The 18,226-nt window shown below is 44.1% G+C and carries 15 protein-coding genes; 12 read left to right on the top strand and 3 right to left on the bottom strand.

What is annotated here, in order from left to right; translation table 11 throughout:
* From MHH63_RS19225 to MHH63_RS19210, 4 genes are all read left to right on the top strand, one after another.
* Complete coding sequence (locus MHH63_RS19225) at positions 1-1,137, top strand: ABC transporter permease (protein ID WP_341171961.1); 1,137 nt, start codon at positions 1-3, stop codon at positions 1,135-1,137.
* 199 nt (positions 1,138-1,336) lie between these two features.
* Entirely contained in the window at positions 1,337-2,551 is a 1,215-nt protein-coding gene (locus tag MHH63_RS19220) for an S-layer homology domain-containing protein (RefSeq protein ID WP_341171960.1), read from the top strand.
* Positions 2,552-2,694: 143 nt separating this feature from the next.
* On the top strand, positions 2,695-3,186 hold the full coding sequence (locus tag MHH63_RS19215) for an RNA polymerase sigma factor (protein ID WP_340395332.1): 492 nt from the start codon (positions 2,695-2,697) through the stop codon (positions 3,184-3,186).
* Positions 3,183-4,184, top strand: coding sequence for an anti sigma factor C-terminal domain-containing protein (locus tag MHH63_RS19210; RefSeq protein WP_076309816.1), 1,002 nt, complete (start codon positions 3,183-3,185; stop codon positions 4,182-4,184). The genes MHH63_RS19215 and MHH63_RS19210 overlap by 4 nt, the downstream gene beginning before the upstream one ends.
* Positions 4,185-4,857: 673 nt before the next feature.
* Here the strand turns inward: MHH63_RS19210 and MHH63_RS19205 are convergent.
* Positions 4,858-5,202 carry a winged helix-turn-helix transcriptional regulator gene (locus MHH63_RS19205; RefSeq protein WP_036684053.1) on the bottom strand — a complete coding sequence of 115 codons (345 nt, stop codon included), beginning with the start codon at positions 5,200-5,202 and terminating at the stop codon, positions 4,858-4,860.
* 174 nt (positions 5,203-5,376) lie between these two features.
* On the opposite strand from MHH63_RS19205, the gene MHH63_RS19200 reads away from it, so the two are divergent.
* The 5 genes from MHH63_RS19200 (at position 5,377) to MHH63_RS19180 (ending at position 10,195) form a co-directional block, all read left to right on the top strand.
* Entirely contained in the window at positions 5,377-6,309 is a 933-nt protein-coding gene (locus MHH63_RS19200; protein WP_038569620.1) for an aldo/keto reductase family protein, read from the top strand.
* Between the two features lie 31 nt (positions 6,310-6,340).
* Entirely contained in the window at positions 6,341-7,189 is an 849-nt protein-coding gene (locus tag MHH63_RS19195; RefSeq protein ID WP_339172697.1) for an NAD-dependent epimerase/dehydratase family protein, read from the top strand.
* A gap of 34 nt (positions 7,190-7,223) precedes the next feature.
* Positions 7,224-8,246: an SDR family oxidoreductase gene (locus MHH63_RS19190; RefSeq protein ID WP_339172700.1), complete on the top strand. Its 1,023-nt coding sequence runs from the start codon at positions 7,224-7,226 to the stop codon at positions 8,244-8,246.
* 152 nt (positions 8,247-8,398) lie between these two features.
* On the top strand, positions 8,399-9,058 hold the full coding sequence (locus tag MHH63_RS19185) for a class I SAM-dependent methyltransferase (RefSeq protein WP_076124835.1): 660 nt from the start codon (positions 8,399-8,401) through the stop codon (positions 9,056-9,058).
* Positions 9,059-9,190: 132 nt separating this feature from the next.
* The gene (locus MHH63_RS19180) at positions 9,191-10,195 is read left to right on the top strand and encodes a CapA family protein (RefSeq protein ID WP_445321771.1); all 1,005 of its coding nucleotides are present in this window, start codon (positions 9,191-9,193) and stop codon (positions 10,193-10,195) included.
* A gap of 1,058 nt (positions 10,196-11,253) precedes the next feature.
* On the opposite strand, the gene MHH63_RS19175 is transcribed toward MHH63_RS19180, so the two are convergent.
* Positions 11,254-12,087, bottom strand: a complete 834-nt coding sequence (locus MHH63_RS19175) for a carbohydrate ABC transporter permease (protein ID WP_036684045.1) — start codon at positions 12,085-12,087, stop codon at positions 11,254-11,256.
* Positions 12,087-12,977, bottom strand: coding sequence for a carbohydrate ABC transporter permease (locus MHH63_RS19170; RefSeq protein ID WP_036684044.1), 891 nt, complete (start codon positions 12,975-12,977; stop codon positions 12,087-12,089). Before MHH63_RS19170 ends, MHH63_RS19175 begins: the two co-directional genes overlap by 1 nt.
* Positions 12,978-13,174: 197 nt before the next feature.
* Here MHH63_RS19170 and MHH63_RS19165 point away from each other — a divergent pair, with 197 nt between their 5' ends.
* From MHH63_RS19165 to MHH63_RS19155, 3 genes are all read left to right on the top strand, one after another.
* Positions 13,175-15,037: a sensor histidine kinase gene (locus MHH63_RS19165; RefSeq protein ID WP_341172014.1), complete on the top strand. Its 1,863-nt coding sequence runs from the start codon at positions 13,175-13,177 to the stop codon at positions 15,035-15,037.
* A complete protein-coding gene (locus tag MHH63_RS19160) occupies positions 15,030-16,676 on the top strand; it encodes a response regulator (RefSeq protein ID WP_341171958.1) in 1,647 nt (548 codons plus the stop codon). Before MHH63_RS19165 ends, MHH63_RS19160 begins: the two co-directional genes overlap by 8 nt.
* A gap of 122 nt (positions 16,677-16,798) precedes the next feature.
* Positions 16,799-18,109 carry an ABC transporter substrate-binding protein gene (locus tag MHH63_RS19155; protein ID WP_076179646.1) on the top strand — a complete coding sequence of 437 codons (1,311 nt, stop codon included), beginning with the start codon at positions 16,799-16,801 and terminating at the stop codon, positions 18,107-18,109.
* Positions 18,110-18,226 lie beyond the last annotated feature (117 nt).

The following is an 18,226-nucleotide window of genomic DNA, read 5'->3' as shown; positions in this document are numbered from 1 at the left end:
ATGAAACGTCTGGTGATGTTTGAATTACGTAAAATTATGATTCCCAGAGTCTGGATTTCTATAGCTGGAAGTATTGCATTAGCCATTTTTTGTTTTGTTAGTTTCTACCCATCCGGTACGGATAGTCTATTGGTTGTAAACAAGGAAAAGCCTGAAGCTATCGCCGCTCATCTAGGACCGATTCAACCAGATTTAGCTTTGAAATACGCACCTAGACTCAAAGAAGAATATGCTGAAGACAGCGCTTGGCCCAAAGAGGAGAAGATGAAACGAATTCTGGAGCAACACTATGCTGGTACAGCTTATATGGTAGATCAATTCAACAGAAATTTAACAGAGCTGAGAGAGCAGAAGGTTTTAATGGAGAGGCAAGAACCAGGATCTTATGCGCTAAGAGATGTTACTAAAAAGCTCTCCATGCTGGAGGAGGGAAAACCACGGGGGTTTTATGTAACTGAGGACTGGGACTTATTACATATATTTTTTTCGAGCTCGCCTGGCGTCGGGGATCTTTTGATCGGTCTTATTCTAGTATTTGCACTGGCCTCCCTGTTCTCCGGCGAGGAAAACTATAGAATGGTTGCACTTATTCTATCTAGTAAATACGGAAGGTTGAAGATTGTTGCGGCAAAACTATTAGCTGGATTTATAGTTACGTTTGTCTGGGTTACTCTTTTTTACGGGATTTGCACATTGCTGGCCTGTTTACCGTTCGGCTTCGTGGGCTGGAATGCCCCGCTGAATAGTTACTTTTATTTTGATGAGACTCCATATGCCTTAACCCAGCTGCAGGGATTTGCCGTGAAATATGCTGTAACCTTGCTGGCTGCATGTGGTCTTTTGTTATTGACAGCGCTGATATCCGCTTTGTGTCGGAGTAGCTTAAGCAGTCTTGGACTGGCAGCATTCTTAGTTATTCTTCCCCTTTTCTCTTTGCCTGGAATGTTGGGCAAAATAATCTCTTTTTTGCCGTCAGGTGTAATGGTTAGCAGATCCTTAATCGAAAAATATGTATCCTATAACATTTTTGGCATCCCTATATTACATCTACCCTTGTCAATCCTTTCGGTGATAATTATAGGTATAATTGCTATAATGCTTATCCCCAAAGCTTTCGAACGTCGATTAAAGGTCTAAGTAGTAGATACGTCCAGATCGTTCCCGCTATGAAGTGGGGCGATCTTTTTTTGTTCTTCTTGTGAAAAAGGAGAGCAGTATATTTACGAATTAGACATTTCACCCGATAGTTAAGACAAAGGGGAATCACGATAAACCTGGCAAAGAGAGCAGGAACCCCTTACCGATAAGAACGAAAGGGATTATTAAAATGAAGATAATGAAGCTATTGGTACTAGGTCTTATCTCAGGGACAATTGTGACATGCGGCAACGTGAGTTATAGAGTTCATGCTGACACGACAACGTACGAGAATACAGGGACATATGAAGAAGTGGACGAGGACGGTGAGGAGGATCCGGTATCTTCACTGTTTACTGACATTCAAGGTCACTGGTCAGAGCCTTGGGTGCGCTGGGCGTTTGGCAACCAATTGATGGTTGGTTATGATGATGGGAGTTTTCGACCGGATCAGCCGATTACGGAAGCGGAATTTTTGAAATTATTTTATCTTTCTTTCGGCTATCCAAAGGCTACTAGCATAGGCGAAGAATGGACAGCAGCACCGTATAGAATGGCTAAGTGGTGGAATCATCCAGTTACTGGACTACAATATCCAGTGGCAAAATCGACTCCAATCACCAGAATGGCCGCCGCAAGGTTAGTTGCATCTGGTCTAGGGATGAATTACAACGAAACGGATTCCGTGGTTTATTTGCTGGGTAACTCTCTACTTCCACTTCCCGGAGAGCCAACTTTAGTAGGTTTCAAAGGAAATCTCCCGCTTACAAGAGCAGAGGCTATACAATGGATGAGAATGCTCAAGCTTAAGGGAATATATACTGTAATTTCTCGTCCAGAAGAACGATCGGATCGGAGTCTATTACCGTCATTACCGGAACAGGGTACAGGCTTGAAGGATTTTATAGCGGTTCCGGTAACTGATCGTGATTTCGGAATAGCGGATAGTGGACGTAATCTTTTTATTGATTTTGGGAGTTCAAGAATGTTAGTAGAGGAACATTACGGGGATTCAACAGGTCAAGATGTATTCAATAATGAAATGTATAAAGAAGTATCTGTACATTATGATACCGAAGGTCGGCTGAACGCTTGGAAAATAGACAAAGATAATGAGCGCATTGATCCAATCCACATAGGTACATTGAACAATATTCGACCTGGGGTAAGTACATTGGAAGATGTGCTAAAGGCATACGGTACATACGTTGCAGTGGATAACGAATACGGGATTATAGTGAGTTACTGGTTTGAGAACAAGGGTGGAGTGTATGAGCCCCGATTGTCACCTTTTGAAATGGATAATATGGAGGGTGGGTTCTATATAGGCTTCATTATTGACAAACAATCTCTGAAAGTTCAAACCATACTCATATCTACAGCTCAGCAGGCAATGAATCCTACGGATATATAGGAATTGTACTGGAACCTTATTCATTCTTTAAAATGTGACGGCATGTCTTTCTGAGGCAGCCGTCTTTTGTTTTATAATTTTTTTCACCTCATAAGCTAACATTCCGAGAACTTTATCGTTATACATACGAAGGGAGGTGCAGGATGAAGCCCGGGCAGCTACATCAGATACTTCAACCTAAAATGTTAGAAATTCAAAAATACTTGATTCGTCTCGGGGCACCTGCAGCCGACGCTGAAGATATCGTACAGGATACGGTGTATAAGGCTCTTTTGTATATTAATTCCATTGATGAGAACAAATTCAGTGCATGGTTATATAAAGTAGCGATCAATCGCTACTATGATCTGTGCCGCCGCCGCAAGCGGATAGTCATTCCTATTGACTATGTAGATGTGCCGGATATGGAATTGCCAGAGGATCATGTGCTGTTAAAAGAGAAACGGGAAGACATCGAAAGAGTGTTGGATGAGCTTCTACCGCTCCATAAACAACTCATTATTATGAAGTATGAGCTGGAGCTGTCCTATCAGGAGATAGCTGAGCTTCTGGGAATTACGACAGATACAGTGAAATCGGCATTGTTTCGTGCCCGCAAGCAATTTCAAAAAAAGTATAGAGGTGAAGCGGAATGACAGCTCCATGGGAACAAAAGGATGATCAGAACCTTTCAAAAGTAATTAAGAAGGCAAAACGAAAAACAATGATTCGAAACACAATCATTTCTCTAGTGGTGACGGTTATAGTATTATTCGGCGGGATGCTGGGTAACGCCCATCTGACAAGCTGGTTGGCGATGCGTGGTTTGGATGAAGAGAGGATCATGATGAAGATTAGCAGTCCTAACCTTCAGGAGTTGAGAACTGAGCTTGATTTAGGGTTTCTATCGGGTAAAGTTGAACTGAGCACTTACAAAGTTGTTGAGGGTGTGCCCATCGTATGGGATACTAAAAAACTGTATTTCGATATGGGCAGCCGGTTTTCTCTGCTTAATAGGGGATACTCTAGTATAAATGTTCCTGACCCGGTAATGACACAGCAAAATTATGAATACTACCGAGGATATAACAGTCAAAATGGTCAGCGGGAAATGATGTTTTATGTGCCTGGAGTGAATTATAACGAAAAAGTGCTGAATGACCTGCCTTCACTCGAACAAATGGAACCTGGCAAGCTCGTAGAAATGGCTGTTTCTTTTGATAAAAGCTACACTCAGGTAGAGGTAGAGAAGATGCTGCCGGCGGGTTTGACACAGACTTGGTATTGGGTAGATACGTATGACAATAAAAAGAACCTTGAGTTTATTAGGAATGACAGCAGCCCGAATAAATATGCCTTACCGGAATCTGCTAGACAAGTATATGGCTACGGTGGGGAATGGGAAGGGTTATTTAAGCCGAAACCAGAGGATTTTTTACAATCCTTAACCTATGGGCTTCAGATGAAGGGCAAGCATTACGGAGAGTTTGAGCGAATCTCGAATTACTTGAAAAAGGATAAAGCGGCGCCGGACGCCAGTGATGTACAGCTATTGGGAGTTGTCGTTACTGGAACTGCGAAAGAGCTCCAAAGCCTCAAAGGAAAACCCTATGTAAATACGGCAGTTCTCGGCGCGATTGTGGATAAATATTAGATCAATATAGTAAAAATGCTGGAGGGGTTATTCTATATGTGGATTTTCTACGAAAAGAGACGATCTCTCCTTCATTTTCAAAAATGCAAGGGTCAAAAGAGCAGCGATTCATCCTCCTATTGGATCTTCGCTGCTCTGCGTTTTTGATTATCCGCGATCTGCTTCAGTAGTAGATTGAAGGCAAGGCAAAGCCTGCTGACCTCAAGTGGTAATTTGTCTATGACGTGATCGCAGAAATCGCTGATATCTCCGGTTGTTTTTAGTTAACCAAATCCGTATTCCGACTCTATAATTAGGGAATTTCTCTCTATAATTCTTAGATATTTGGTCATCTAACTTATAATTAGGGAAAACCTCCCTGTGATTTACCTGATTTGGTGAAAAATAAAGGAATTACCTCGATTTTTAGGGAGAAATTCCCTCATAATGCTCTTTTTTAGCGAATTTCGGCTATTTTTCGGGAGTTTTTCCCCAATTACACTAAAGCGTACATCATACATCGCACACCGCACACCGCACACCGCACGCCGCACGCCGCACGCCGCACATATCCCATGGGTTAAGTAAGAATCCATCCATTGTATAGCCTATTTATAAAAAAGAAGCTGCCCTATAAGTAGAATTCTCTACTTTTTGGACAGCTTCTTTTTTCATCAGTCACAATCTGATCAAGCTAAGTCCATTTCGCGGACCACAGCTTCATTTCCTTCAAAATTTGATGTAAATCCTCACCTTTGGGAGTAAGCGAATATTCTACCGTAACAGGAACAGTCGGAAATACGTGACGTTCAAGCACACCATGCTCCTCCAGATGGCGCAACGTAGTGGTTAGTGCGCGGGGAGAAACATTAGTGATTTTTCGTTGCAGTGCCCCAAAACGCTGCGTGCCGTCGAATAGCTCTCTGAGGACAAGAAAGGCCCATTTTCCACCTAATACTTCAAGTGTTTTTTCAACATTACATTCAATAGTAACAGGGGTTTTGGGGATATAATTATTAGTAGATTTAGCTGTCTTCAAGGTATCTCCTCCTGTTTGTGAAGCTACTATACTCTAGTATAGTAACTACACTAGAGATCATATAATAAACTAATTTTCACTTCTTTCTATTATATACAAACTATTCTAGAATGAATATGAGTGCTAAGCAACCTGCCAAAATCAAACACGGAACTATGGAGAGGAGCAGTTATTATGAAATATCGCAGATTAGGTGGAACCGGTTTAAAAGTCAGTGAGATTAGTTTGGGAAGCTGGCTGACATACGGAGGCTATGTGGAAAGAGATAATGCTGTTAATGCCATTGAAACCGCTTACGACTTAGGCGTAAATTTTTTTGATACTGCAAATGTTTATGAAAAAGGTGCTGCCGAGAAAGTACTAGGTGAGACTTTACGTAACTACTCTCGTGAGTCCTATGTATTAGCTACTAAAGTATACGGGGAAATGGGCTCGGGGCCTAACGACCGTGGACTATCCCGCAAACATATCACGGAACAGTGTCATGCTAGCTTGAAACGTCTCGGAGTAGAATACGTGGATATTATGTATTGCCACCGTTTTGATCCGGAAACTCCAATTGAAGAGACCTTACGTGCGCTAGATGATCTGGTTCGGCAAGGCAAGGTATATTATGTCGGTGTTAGTGAGTGGACGGCGGCGCAAATGACCGATGCGTTAGCTGTAGCAGACCGCTATTTGCTAGATCATATTGTTGTTAATCAGCCGATTTATAATATGTTTAACCGTTATATTGAGAAAGAGATTATTCCGCTCGGCGAGCGCCGTGGGATTGGACAGGTGGTATTTTCTCCACTGGCTCAAGGGCTGTTAACTGGAAAGTATAACACGGACATCCCTGAGGATAGCCGTGCTGCTAAGCTGGATCGATTAAAAGATTCGATTACAGAAGAAAAGATTGAAAAAGTCCGCCAATTGAGTGGGATCGCCACGGAACTGAATATTTCTGTTGGGAATTTGGCTTTGGCTTGGATTTTGCGTCAACCTAATGTAGCTAGTGCGCTGGTGGGTGCCAGCCGTCCGCAGCAGGTCGAAGAGAATGTTAAGGCTTCAGGTATTGAGCTTTCGGAAGAGATTTTGAAGCAGATTGAGGAGATTCTGGAGTAGTTGTTAGCTTCATAAAAAAGGAGACACACTCATGGCGAAAGTAGTTGTTACAGGCGGTAGTGGGATGTTGGGCAGATGGGTGGTCCGGCATTTTGTAGAGCAAGGGTATGAGGTTGTGAATGTAGATACGCAAAAATCCGCAGATTCTTTGTGCCCAACGATGATTGCTGATTTGAATAATTTGGGTGAAGTATATGGTGTGCTTGCAGGCGCTGATGCAGTTGTACATTTGGCTGCGATCCCAGCTGCAAATATAAAGACGAGTGAGGTCACCTTTCAAAATAATGTAGTATCTACCTATAACATTTTGGAGGCTGCAGCGGGTCTCGGGATTCGGAAAGCAGTGATTGCTTCCAGTGAATCCTCTTACGGAATCTGTTTTGCGGTTAATCCTTTGGGGCCGAAGTATGTGCCTATGGATGAGGAGCATCCACAGTTACCTGAAGACAGCTACGGTCTGTCTAAGGTTGTGAATGAGCAAACCGCTGAGATGTTCTATCGCAGAAAGGGTATACAGGTCGTTTCCCTACGAATCGGAAATGTTATTGATCCATCGGCGTATGAACGTTTCCCTTCCTTCATTCATGATCCAGCGCAGCGCGATCGGATTCTATGGAGTTATATAGATACACGGGATGTAGCAACAGCTTGCCAATTGGCAATCGAAACGGATGGATTGGGAGCGGTTGCTCTTAATATATGTGCAGATGAGACCAGCATGGCTGTTCCTAGCAGAGAGCTAATGGCCGCACGTTATCCAGAGGTGACGGATTTCCGCCAGCCACTGGAGGGTCACGAGTCGCTACTCAGTAATGAGAAGGCCAAAAAGCTGCTAAATTGGCAGCCGAAGCACGTATGGCGAAATTTTGTTAACCAGTAAATAACGAGCGGATTCACTATAAGGAGCGTGCAAAATGAAGGTCTTATTTATCGGAGGTACGGGATTAATTAGTCAGGCTGTATCCCCGTTGGCTGTAGATCAAGGAATCGAGCTGTATTTGTTCAACAGAGGACAGCGGGATGAATTCGTTCCAGAAGGTGCAAAAGTAATTAAAGGAGACATTCGTAATCCGGCAGAAGCCGCATTAGTATTACGAGATTACGAATTTGATGTAGTGGTAGACTGGATTGCTTTTACACCGGAACATGTGCAGGCAGACATTGACCTGTTCACAGGTAAAACGAAGCAGTACATTTTTATCAGCTCAGCCTCTGCTTATCAGAAACCGCAGCGTAATTATGTAATCACAGAAGAGACACCGCTGGAGAATCCTTATTGGGAGTACTCGAGGAATAAAATTGCGTGTGAGCAGCTGTTGATGGAAGCTTACAAGGCGAACGGATTCCCGGTTACGATTGTTCGTCCTTCCCATACCTATGGAAATACAGCCATCCCTGCGGCACTCACGAGTGGCCAGCATCCTTGGTCACTGATCGATCGTATCCGCCGTGGCTTACCTTTAGTCATACATGGAGATGGAACCTCTTTGTGGACACTGACACATAATTCGGATTTTGCCAAAGGTTTCGTTGGATTGCTTGGACATCCGGAAGCGATAGGCGAGGCCATTCATATAACTTCCGACGAGGTATTAAATTGGAATCAGATTTACGCGGCCATCGGACAAGCGGCAGGTGTGGAACCTAAAGTGGTGCATATCTCCACAGACTTTATCACAGCCTTTTCCCCTCCAGGGACAGCGGATGGTTTGGTCGGTGATCAAGCGGTAAGCAGTGTTTTTGATAATAGCAAAATCAAACGTTTCGTGCCTGACTTCCAGGCTACTGTGCCTTTCTCCGAAGGGATCAAGCAGTCGGTTGCTTGGTTCGAGGCTCATCCTGAGCAATGTACGGTCGATGCAGAATGGTCTGCGTTACTTGATAAGTTGATCGAGAGACATGGAATTGAGGCCAAACCTCTCTCATTCTACGCATAAGGTTTATACAGTTATATTTAAAGACGGTCTGTTCCTAAGGGAGCAGCCGTTTTTTTAGGTTTGTCTCGTTCAATGTAAGGTTATGGAATGAATCAGCAAATCATGAATATACTCTCACTACCTAAAATTCCGTTGAAAAAGGAGTCCTGGCCATGCCAACCCATCCCTTTGTCTCGCGTTTTTTCGTAAATTCAGATGCACGTCGTGAGAAGTTAATTTATGATCTGCCGGAATCATGGTGGAGCCGTCCCTTTGAATATGAGTGGTGTATTAACTTTATTTCTCCGCATGGTGTTGTGCTGGATGCAGCCTGTGGGATTCCTCATCCCTTAAAGTTTTATTTGGCAGGGGTTTGTGCAGAGGTCTATGCCTGCGATATGGACAGTAGGGTTATTTACCCAAAAGCTATCCAAGAATGTATTGAGAATGAGATTGGGGAAAAAGCGGCGAAGCAGGTTATCGCTAGAAGAACAAACAACCTGCATTTCGCTCAAGCTAATCTGACGGATCTGCCTTATGAGGATGAGAGCTTTGACACTGTTTTTTGCATATCGGTATTGGAGCATTTGAGCTTTGAGGATACGGTCGGTACTTTACGGGAATTTCACCGGACGTTGAACGAAGAAGGATTATTGGTATTGACATTTGATTATCCAACGGTAAATCTGAGTCTTATGAATGACCTGTTGCTGCAAACTGGATTTCAGTATTGGGGGGAGACAGATTTTGAATTGCCTGCGGATGCTGTGCATACGGATGCATGGGGTGGATTAAATTGTTTTAGAGCCGTTCTGAAAAAAGCAAAGGAATAACAGGTCTTTCTACTCTTAATTTAGTAACCTCTTTCCAGTATGCTAGGATCATAGCTAACAAAAGATGAGAGGAGGCTGTATTTTTTGAGATTAGGATCGAAGATTTTGCGTAGAATAGCACTCATTACACTTATGTTATCACTAATAGTTCCTGTGACATCTGCTTCCAGTGCAGCTTCACTATCTTCAGATCCTATAAAGCTTGCTTTTGCGGGTGATATCCTTTTGGACGGTTTTGTTGGCGATCAGATTGCTAAATATGGGGTGAACTTTCCGTTTTTAAAGGTCGCACCTACTCTGCAAAAGGCTGACATCGCCTTCGCCAATCTGGAGACGCCTGTGTCTATCCGAGGGAAAGCGGCAGAGAAAACCTTTGCCTTCAGATCCAAACCAGCAACGTTGGGCGGCTTAACCTATGCAGGGATTGATGGAGTGTCCTTGGCGAATAATCATATTTTGGATTATGGAAAAGACGCTATGCTCGACACGCTGATCCATTTGGATCGAAACAAGATTGGCCATACAGGTGCTGGCAAAGATGAAGACGAAGCGTTCAAGCCTTATACTAAGACGGTAAAAGGGAAAAAGATCGCCATCCTTGGTGTTAGCCGTGTGCTTTCAAATCCTTCATGGTATGCCGGCAAAAACAAACCGGGAGCCGCTTCAGCTTACACCTCGCAGCCTATGCTTAGCGCCATTCAGAAGATGTCCAAGGAGAATGATTTCACGATCGTATATATTCACTGGAATGAAGAGTTTAAGGATTTCCCTGAAAAGTACGCTCGCACACTAGCTAAACAGATGATTGATAGCGGGGCGGATTTAATCCTTGGCGCACACAGTCACTGCCTTATGGGCATCGAATACTATAAGCACAAGCCCATTTATTATTCACTTGGGAATTTTGTGTTTAATCGCTCCACACGTGGTGGGGAAAAAACACTTAATTCTATGCTATTGAACGTTGAGATTAAGGACTCCAAGATGACCAGCAAGATTACCCCTGTCAAAATCATTGGCGGACAGCCCAATTTTATGGATGATTCCTACAATAGGAAAACGATTAAGCTCCTGAACACCCTATCTTTTAATGCCAACATAGATGCTAACGGCAGGGTCACGGAGAAAGAGCTTTAATAAATACAAACTCTGATTAGCTATTCACGGATCGCGCTCGATCTCGTTAGAATACGAAATGTGTGGAGTACTTATGAAGTAACTGTGGAGTCCGTATGGGGTGGCATGAAGTACGTATGGAGTATGTATGGGGTGGGATGAAGTACGTATGATGTACGTATGATGTGGCGTATGGAGTACCAATGGAGTGCCTATAAAGTATCACCGTTGTGTTTGTGAAATAACTGTATTCTATACACCTATTTTATATGTAAAACGGACCATTTTGCTTTTAAGTGTATTCTATACAACTAAAAACTAGAGAATCGACCTAGAGGGCAATAAATCAACAAAATAGTTGCACGAAATACAGCTATATCCATCGGCCGAGCGAGTTGCAGAATTATAGTTGTACAAAATACAGTTAAACTACTAGTTAGTATTGGAATGTCTGCATCAAAAGCTGACCGCAGCAGTATGTAGAGTATTGGAACGTCTGCATCAAAAGCAGACTGCAGCAGTATGTAGAGTATTGGAGCGTCTGCATCAAAAGCTGACTGTAGCAGTATGCAGAGAGTACCAATGGAGTACCAATGGAGTACCAATGGAGTACCAATGGAGTCCGTATGGAGTGCCTATAAAGTATCACCGTTGTGTTTGTGAAATAACTGTATTCTATACACCTATTTTATATGTAAAACGGACCATACTGCTTTTAAGTGTATTCTATACAACTAAAAACTAGAGAATCGACCTAGAGGGCAATAAATCAACAGAATAGTTGCACGAAATACAGCTATATCCATCGGCCGAGCGAGTTGCAGAATTATAGTTGTACAAAATACAGTTAAACTACTAGTTAGTATTGGAACGTCTGCATCAAAAGCTGACCGCAGCAGTATGCAAAGTATTGGAATGTCTGCATCAAAAGCAGACTGCAGCAGTATGTAGAGTATTGGAGCGTCTGCATCAAAAGCTGACTGCAGCAGTATGTAGAGTATTGGAACGTTTGCAAAAAGGGGGAGATCCATATGGATCTCCCCCTTTTTATGCAGAAGCTAAGGTTGGGAATCAGATAATCAGCCCTTCACCGCCCCCGCAACAACACCCTTAACGATATACTTTTGCAAGAAGATGAATACCACGATCGATGGCAGCACCGCCATGACCATAGCTGTCATCGCATATTGCCAATCTGAGGTATATTGGCCCACGAAGGTGTAGGCAGCCAGTGTCAGCGTTTTGGTATCTGGGGAGCCGTTGACCATGAGCAGCGGGAGCAGGAAGTCATTCCAGATCCACATTACGTCGATAATGACAATGGTTGTTGTGACTGATTTCAGGAGTGGGAAGATGACACTGAAGAACAGGCGGAAGCCGGATGCTCCATCAATCGTGGCACTCTCATCAATTTCAACCGGAATACCCTTGACGAATCCATGGTAGATAAACACGGCGAGTGGAGCACCGAAACCCCAATATAACAACCCAAGTCCCCAAGTACTCTCAGAGAGATTTAAAGTCTTAGCCGTTTGCAGAACGGTCAGCATGATCGATTGGAACGGAATCAGCATCGGCATAATGCAGAGGAAATAAATCACCCCGCTCAGTCTGGATTTCGTCCGTGCCAGCTTGTAGGCTGCTATGGATGAAATGAACACAATACCCAGAAGACCTACACCGGTAATGACAAAGTTGTTCAGGAACAGCTTCGGATAGTTGATAAACTTCCACACGTAGGAATAGTTGCCGAAGACCAGATGTTTCGGCAGGGCGATGACATCCGTCATGACTTCGCTAAAGCTTTTTAACGAGTTGATAATCGTCAGAAATAGCGGATATAGAAATAGAAGAGAGAGGATGACCATAACAACCTCTAGAATGATTCGTCCTGCTTTGCGGTTTGTATTCATTATGCCTCAACCTCTCTTCGTTTGAAGAATGCTAACTGGAGAATGGTTACCACCAAGACGGCTAGGAACAGGATAAGCGCTTTCGCTGTACCGTATCCATACAGATTGTTCTGGAAGGTATCCCGGTAGATATCGTAAGCGATACTGTAGGTAGTTCCGCCAGGTCCGCCCCCGGTTAATGACAGGATGACATCGAACACCTTGATCGAATTGGTCAGTGCCATGAACACAGAAATCGTAATGGATGGAGCGAGCAGTGGCAGTGTAATACTGAAGAATTTTCTCATGGGACCAGCGCCGTCAACTGTGGCTGCTTCTTTGAGATCCTCAGGTACAGATTGCAGACCGGCAATATAAATGACCAGATAAAAACCAATCGACTGCCAGATGGAGACGGCCAGTATGGAGACGAAAGCAAGTCCCGGCGTCCCTAGCCAGCTTAGACCAAATATGGACCAGCCTGTACTTTCTCCGAGTGAGTTGAAACCTTGCATAAAGATAAATTTCCAGATAAAACCGACAATGACAAGACTGAGGATATAAGGAATAAAGAAAGCGGCTCTCAGCCAAGGGGTGCTCTTCAGCTTCATGTCCAGAACCAGTGCGAGCAGAATGGCCAGCACGTTAACGAGAACAATGTACAGAATCGCATACTTTATGGTGAACCAGGCTGAATTGGCGAAGTTGGTGTCGCCCATAAAGATTTGTTTGAAATTATCAAGTCCGACAAACTTAGGGTGTTTCGAAATTCCGTTCCATTTGGTCATCGAATAGCGGATAGTCATGGCAAACGGAATGTAGAATGCTACAGCGATACAGATGAGGACTGGGAGAGTGAATAATCCGAATTCTGTTTTCTCGCGCCATCTTTTGCCGAGTGATTTTAACATGGATGCACCTCTTCTTGATTTGTTGGGTGGTAATATCGACTAGGCTTGCCACACATAACCATTCCGGTTAGTCTATATTGTGTATTATAGAGCAGTACCCTATACTCAAAAATGGATTTAAGAGTACAGTTAGGGGTAAAAAGGTGAACTGAAATATTTATAATTAAGCCTGTAAATCGTGGAGGAGGTTGCCGGTCATTATTAAAAAGTGGATCATAAAGCGGTTTGAACCCGTGCTGGAGCTTGTCTCACGCAGGTTGGCGAACAAGCTTATTTTGCTGTTTACAATAATCATTATTTTGGTGGTGACCTCACTGACATTCATTTCATACGGCATGCTGCGAAAAGAATCGGTGGATAACAGCATCGCCAGTACGAGCAACAATCTGTTGCTTGTCGGCCGGAATCTGGAGAGTTATTTGGACGGCATCGAGCAATTATCCCTGCCGCAAATATCGTATGACGAGATCGCCTATGCGATTTTGCATGAATCGGAGGATTATGCCTCGAAGATGTATGTGGAGGACTACTTGAAGAACCTGTACTTCTCCCGCAATGATCTGGAAGCTATCTACCTGTATGTGATCAAGGAGCACAAGTATTATTATGTCACCAAAGAGAACTACAATATTACCGTGCGGGTCGCCGAGCATCCGTCGATTGAGAATCTTTCCTGGTATAAAAAAGCGCTGGCCAGCCCGTTTAACCGTTCTTACCAGTCTTTTGTAAAAAACCAATCCTCGATGATCAATAGCTCCGACTACCCTATAAATAAGGATAAAAGCTTCATGGGCTACCATCGATTGCTGCGCTCCATAGTCTCCAGGGAACCGCAGGCGGTGCTCTCCCTTTATTTCAACTCCTCGGTTACGGACGAGATTATGAAGGATATTCCCTTCAGTAAAGGGCAGCACCTAATGTACGTCAGTCCCGATAATGAACCTTTTGTGGTGGATGACCCCGGGTTTTATCAACAGAGCGAACAAGAGGGACTGCTTAAGGAGCTGACACCAGCCTCAGGAGGACGCGTGACGTGGTCGGATAAAGAAGAGAAGTATCTAGTGATTTATGACATCAGCAAAAAAGAAGGCTGGAAGCTGATTAAGCCGATTCCCTACAAAGAAATTTATGAAGCGGCCACGACAACACGCAAATTGAACTATTTCATAGGACTGTTATTTTTAATCGTTTCGGTCATCTTGGTCAGCTTTATTTCGAACAAAATAACGAGCCCGCTAAAGAATCTGTCGCTGCAGATGAAGCGGTTCAGTACAGGCAGCTTTGACGCTGAAGCACAGGTTGAAGGAAAGGATGAAATTGCTTATCTGTCTCGCCACTTCAATAAGATGGTGGAAAAGACGAATGAGCTGATCAATGAACGGTACAAAATGAAAATTGTCGAGAAAAATGCTGTACTCAAAGCACTGGAAGCTGAGATCAATCCGCATTTCTTATATAATGCCCTGCAAGCCATTTCCACCAAGGCGCTGAAAAACAACAATGATGATATTGTCGATATGGTCGATAATCTTGCTATGACGCTAAGATACTGCATTAGCGGTAAAGATGTGGTCCATGCCAGAGAGGAATTAAAGCATATTGAACGTTATTTAGCGCTGCAGAAGGCCCGTTTCGGAAACAGAATGCAGGTGGCCTACCAGTGGGAAGACCCTTTGCTGGAGCTGGAAATTCCGAAGCTGTCCATTCAGACCTTGGTAGAAAACTGCATCAAGCATGCGCTGGAAAAAGTATCCACAACGATCACAATTACCATTGAAGCGCATGTGACGCCTAGCCATACTGTTATTTCAGTGACGGATGATGGACCGGGGTTTAGCGGGGAGCGGCTGGAGCAAGTGAGAAATTCTCTTCAAATCCAGTGGGAGGATCAGGGCGGAGAAAACGCTGCAGAAAGTGACACGGAAAGCATCGGACTGAAAAATTTGAACACGCGGCTGAAGCTTTTGTATGGTGAGGCTGCGGGTTTGGCCATTACCAGTGATGCTGGCGGAACAAAGATGGACATGCGGTTACCGCGGGGAGGGATTAACCATGTATAAAGTACTGATTATAGATGATGAGGAACCGTTGCGTGAGGCGATCAACATCCTGGGAGACTGGAAAGGACTAGGTGTCGATCAGGTACTGGAGGCTACGGATGGAAGTATGGGCCTAGCCATGCTGCGTGAGCAAAAGATCGATCTCGTATTGGTCGACATGAAGATGCCGGAGCTGAACGGAAGTGAGCTGCTGCAGATCGTGGAGAAGGAGTTCCCGGAACTGCTGACGATTGTAATCAGCGGCTACAATGATTTTGAATATACCCGCCAGGCTATCCGCTCTAAGGTAGTTGATTATTTGCTGAAGCCGGTCAACCGGGTGGATTTGAATGCGGCCTTGCGTAAAGCTATAGATGTGCTGGAGGCCAAACGCAAGAAAGAAAGTGAGTTCATCAACAGGAACATTACGCTCAACATGTCTCTGCCGAAGCTAAAGGAGAAAATCTATCTGTCGATCATTGAGCGCAGCTTCAAAAATCAGTCCAACGAGGCTTTTCTGCCGTTGATCGGCGCCGATACAGCTGGGAATTATTTTGCTGCGGGTGTACTGCGGGTGCTCAATTTGGAACAAGTGCGTCGTAATCGCTTCCATGAGGACCGGGATTTGCTGCATTTTGCCGTCACAAATGTGATTAATGAGAATAGCGATGAGCATTTTCAGGCTTTCAGCTTCGCCAGCCATAAGGGAGAACGCGAGTTTATCGCCATCTTCACGATGAAAGGCGGCTATGAGAAGGACGCAACTTTCCGCTCTTTACATCATATGAAGAAGTTAGTCTCGACGCTGAAAGAGCTATTCGGAATTGTTGTTGCCGGAGGAATCGGACAGCCCTATGGTGACATCATGGCGCTTGCTCAATCCTATGAGACTGCCAAAGCCTCTCTCGACGGGATTGACCTTCTGAAGCTGAAGGGAGCAATTGTCACAAATAGCAGCAACGATACTTCCCAGGGGAAAGATAATCCTTCCTTGACAGGGCGTATGCCCTTGATTCGCAACGCACTGGAGAGCGGGAATATCAATCATGCCAAAAGTATTTTAAGCGAATTCACGAAGAAATGGGAGGCTTCCGGACGTTTTAATCTGGGCGAGGCTGACCGGCAGATAGAGGAGTTTATTATTTTGCTGAACGATATTGCCACGGAGCTGGATGCGATCCCCGAACGTATTCGCGGCGGTAAAGATAAAGGATTGCGTGGGCTAGGCATCGGGAGCGATTTTGCTTCCTTTGGCGAATTTGAGCGGGTGCTGAGCGGAATTCTAGATTGCTATGGCAATGAAATCAGCAAAAGCCTTGCTGGCAATCGCCCCAGCGTACTGGAAAATATTAAAGCATACATTGATAATCACTATTTTGAGAATATTAAAATATCGATGTTCACGGATAAATATTTCCTGAGCAGAGAATACTTGATGAAACTTTTTAAAGGGCAATATGGTTATGGCATACATGAGTATGTACAAAAGGTAAGAATGGACAAGGCAAAGGAGCTGCTATCCACCCCCGACTTGAAAATCCAAGACATTTCCGAGATGTTGGGGTACAAGGACAAAAATTATTTCAGCAAGGCGTTCCGGAATTATTATGACTGTTCACCTTCTGAATATCGGGTTCTGCTATTGAACGGGGAGGAGTGAAGCGGTTACATGAACACACTTTTTTACCCTAATAAGTTCACTTATGTACATTCTTATCCTTTTTCTTTTTCTTTAGAATTGTCTCAAGACCACTAGATGCATGAGGAAAAGGGGGCAACATCATGTTAAAAAGATTTATGGCTTTATCTGCGAGTCTGCTGCTCGTCGGCGGATTACTGGCGGGCTGCGGCGGAAACAACAATGCCGCTAACAATAGCGGAACAGGGAATACTCCTGCCACAGATTCTGGCAAGCCGGTCACGATTAATATGTTCACCGCATCACCCGAGTACACTGATGCTTTTAACGCTTATATTGCCGAGTACAAGAAAGTTAAACCGAATGTGACGATTAATCTGGAGATTATGCAGGCTGACTACAATACGGTGCTCAAATCGAAGATTGCTGCGGGAAGTACACCTGACGTATTCCAGACCACAGCGGGCGGAGATATTGATACCTTTGCGGAGTATAGTGCTGACCTAACTAATGAGCCACTGGCTGCGGCGATGACCGATGCAGTGCGTTCTAACATGAGTTCTTCGGACGGTAAAGTGCTCGGTCTTCCGGTAAAAGGAAATCTATTCGTCCTGATGTACAATAAGAAACTGTTGGCTGATGCTGGGATTACAGAAGTTCCTAAGACAACAGCCCAAATGGACGATGCGATTACTAAGCTTGAAGCTAAAGGCATTACTCCTTTTGCCAACGCCTATAAAGAGTGGTGGGTATGGAAACATATCTTCCAACACTTCGTAGATGCGGCAGCCCAAGATGCAGGTACGGATGCTAAGACACTAGTAAATGATTTTATTGCCGGAAAAACCACGATCAAGGATCACCCGGTGCTGTACAATAACTTCTTCAGCTTCGTTGATACCACTGTTAAACATGGCACAGACAAACCGCTTGAACGGGACAGCAATGCTGAAGTCAGCGACTTTGCATCCGGCAAAACAGCGTTCATGACGGGTAAAGGCGCATGGGATGAAGAAGCCATTAAGAAAATTACACCGGACTTCGACCTGGGTATTATGGGTTACCCAGTCAGCGACAAGGCTGAACAGTCCCAGATTATTACTGGTGCGGATCAAGCCCTGCGTATCAATAAGGATTCTGCTGTAGCTGGTGAGACTATTGAATTCTTCAACTGGCTGTATACTTCTGAATACGGTAAGAACTGGTTCTCTACAGTAGCTAAGGTTATTCCTCCAATTAAGGATGCTCCAATGCCTGACCTGCAAATGCCAAAAGAAATGGAAGAAATCCTCAAAACAGAGAAATCCGGCGACCTGTCCGTGAACTACTCTCTGGATACCTTCCACCAAAAGTTTGGTGAGCTCATGCAGGCTTACATCGGCGGCAGCAAAACTAAGGATCAAGCCATCGATGAAATTCAAAAAGCTTGGATTCAATTCGGATCGGCAGAATAATTAGGTTCAGATCAGGGGCGGGCTCCAAGGTAAGATTCACTTACTGGAGAACCGTCCCTTTTTTACATGTTATATAATCATAAGAAGATACTGAGACAAAGTCAGGAGGTACATTAT

The organism is Paenibacillus sp. FSL H3-0310 (genome assembly GCF_038002785.1).
In the GTDB taxonomy this organism is placed as follows: Bacteria; Bacillota; Bacilli; order Paenibacillales; family Paenibacillaceae; genus Paenibacillus_AQ; species Paenibacillus_AQ odorifer.
Note: the sequence above shows the minus strand (reverse complement) of the source record. Positions and strands in the feature narration are given on the sequence as shown.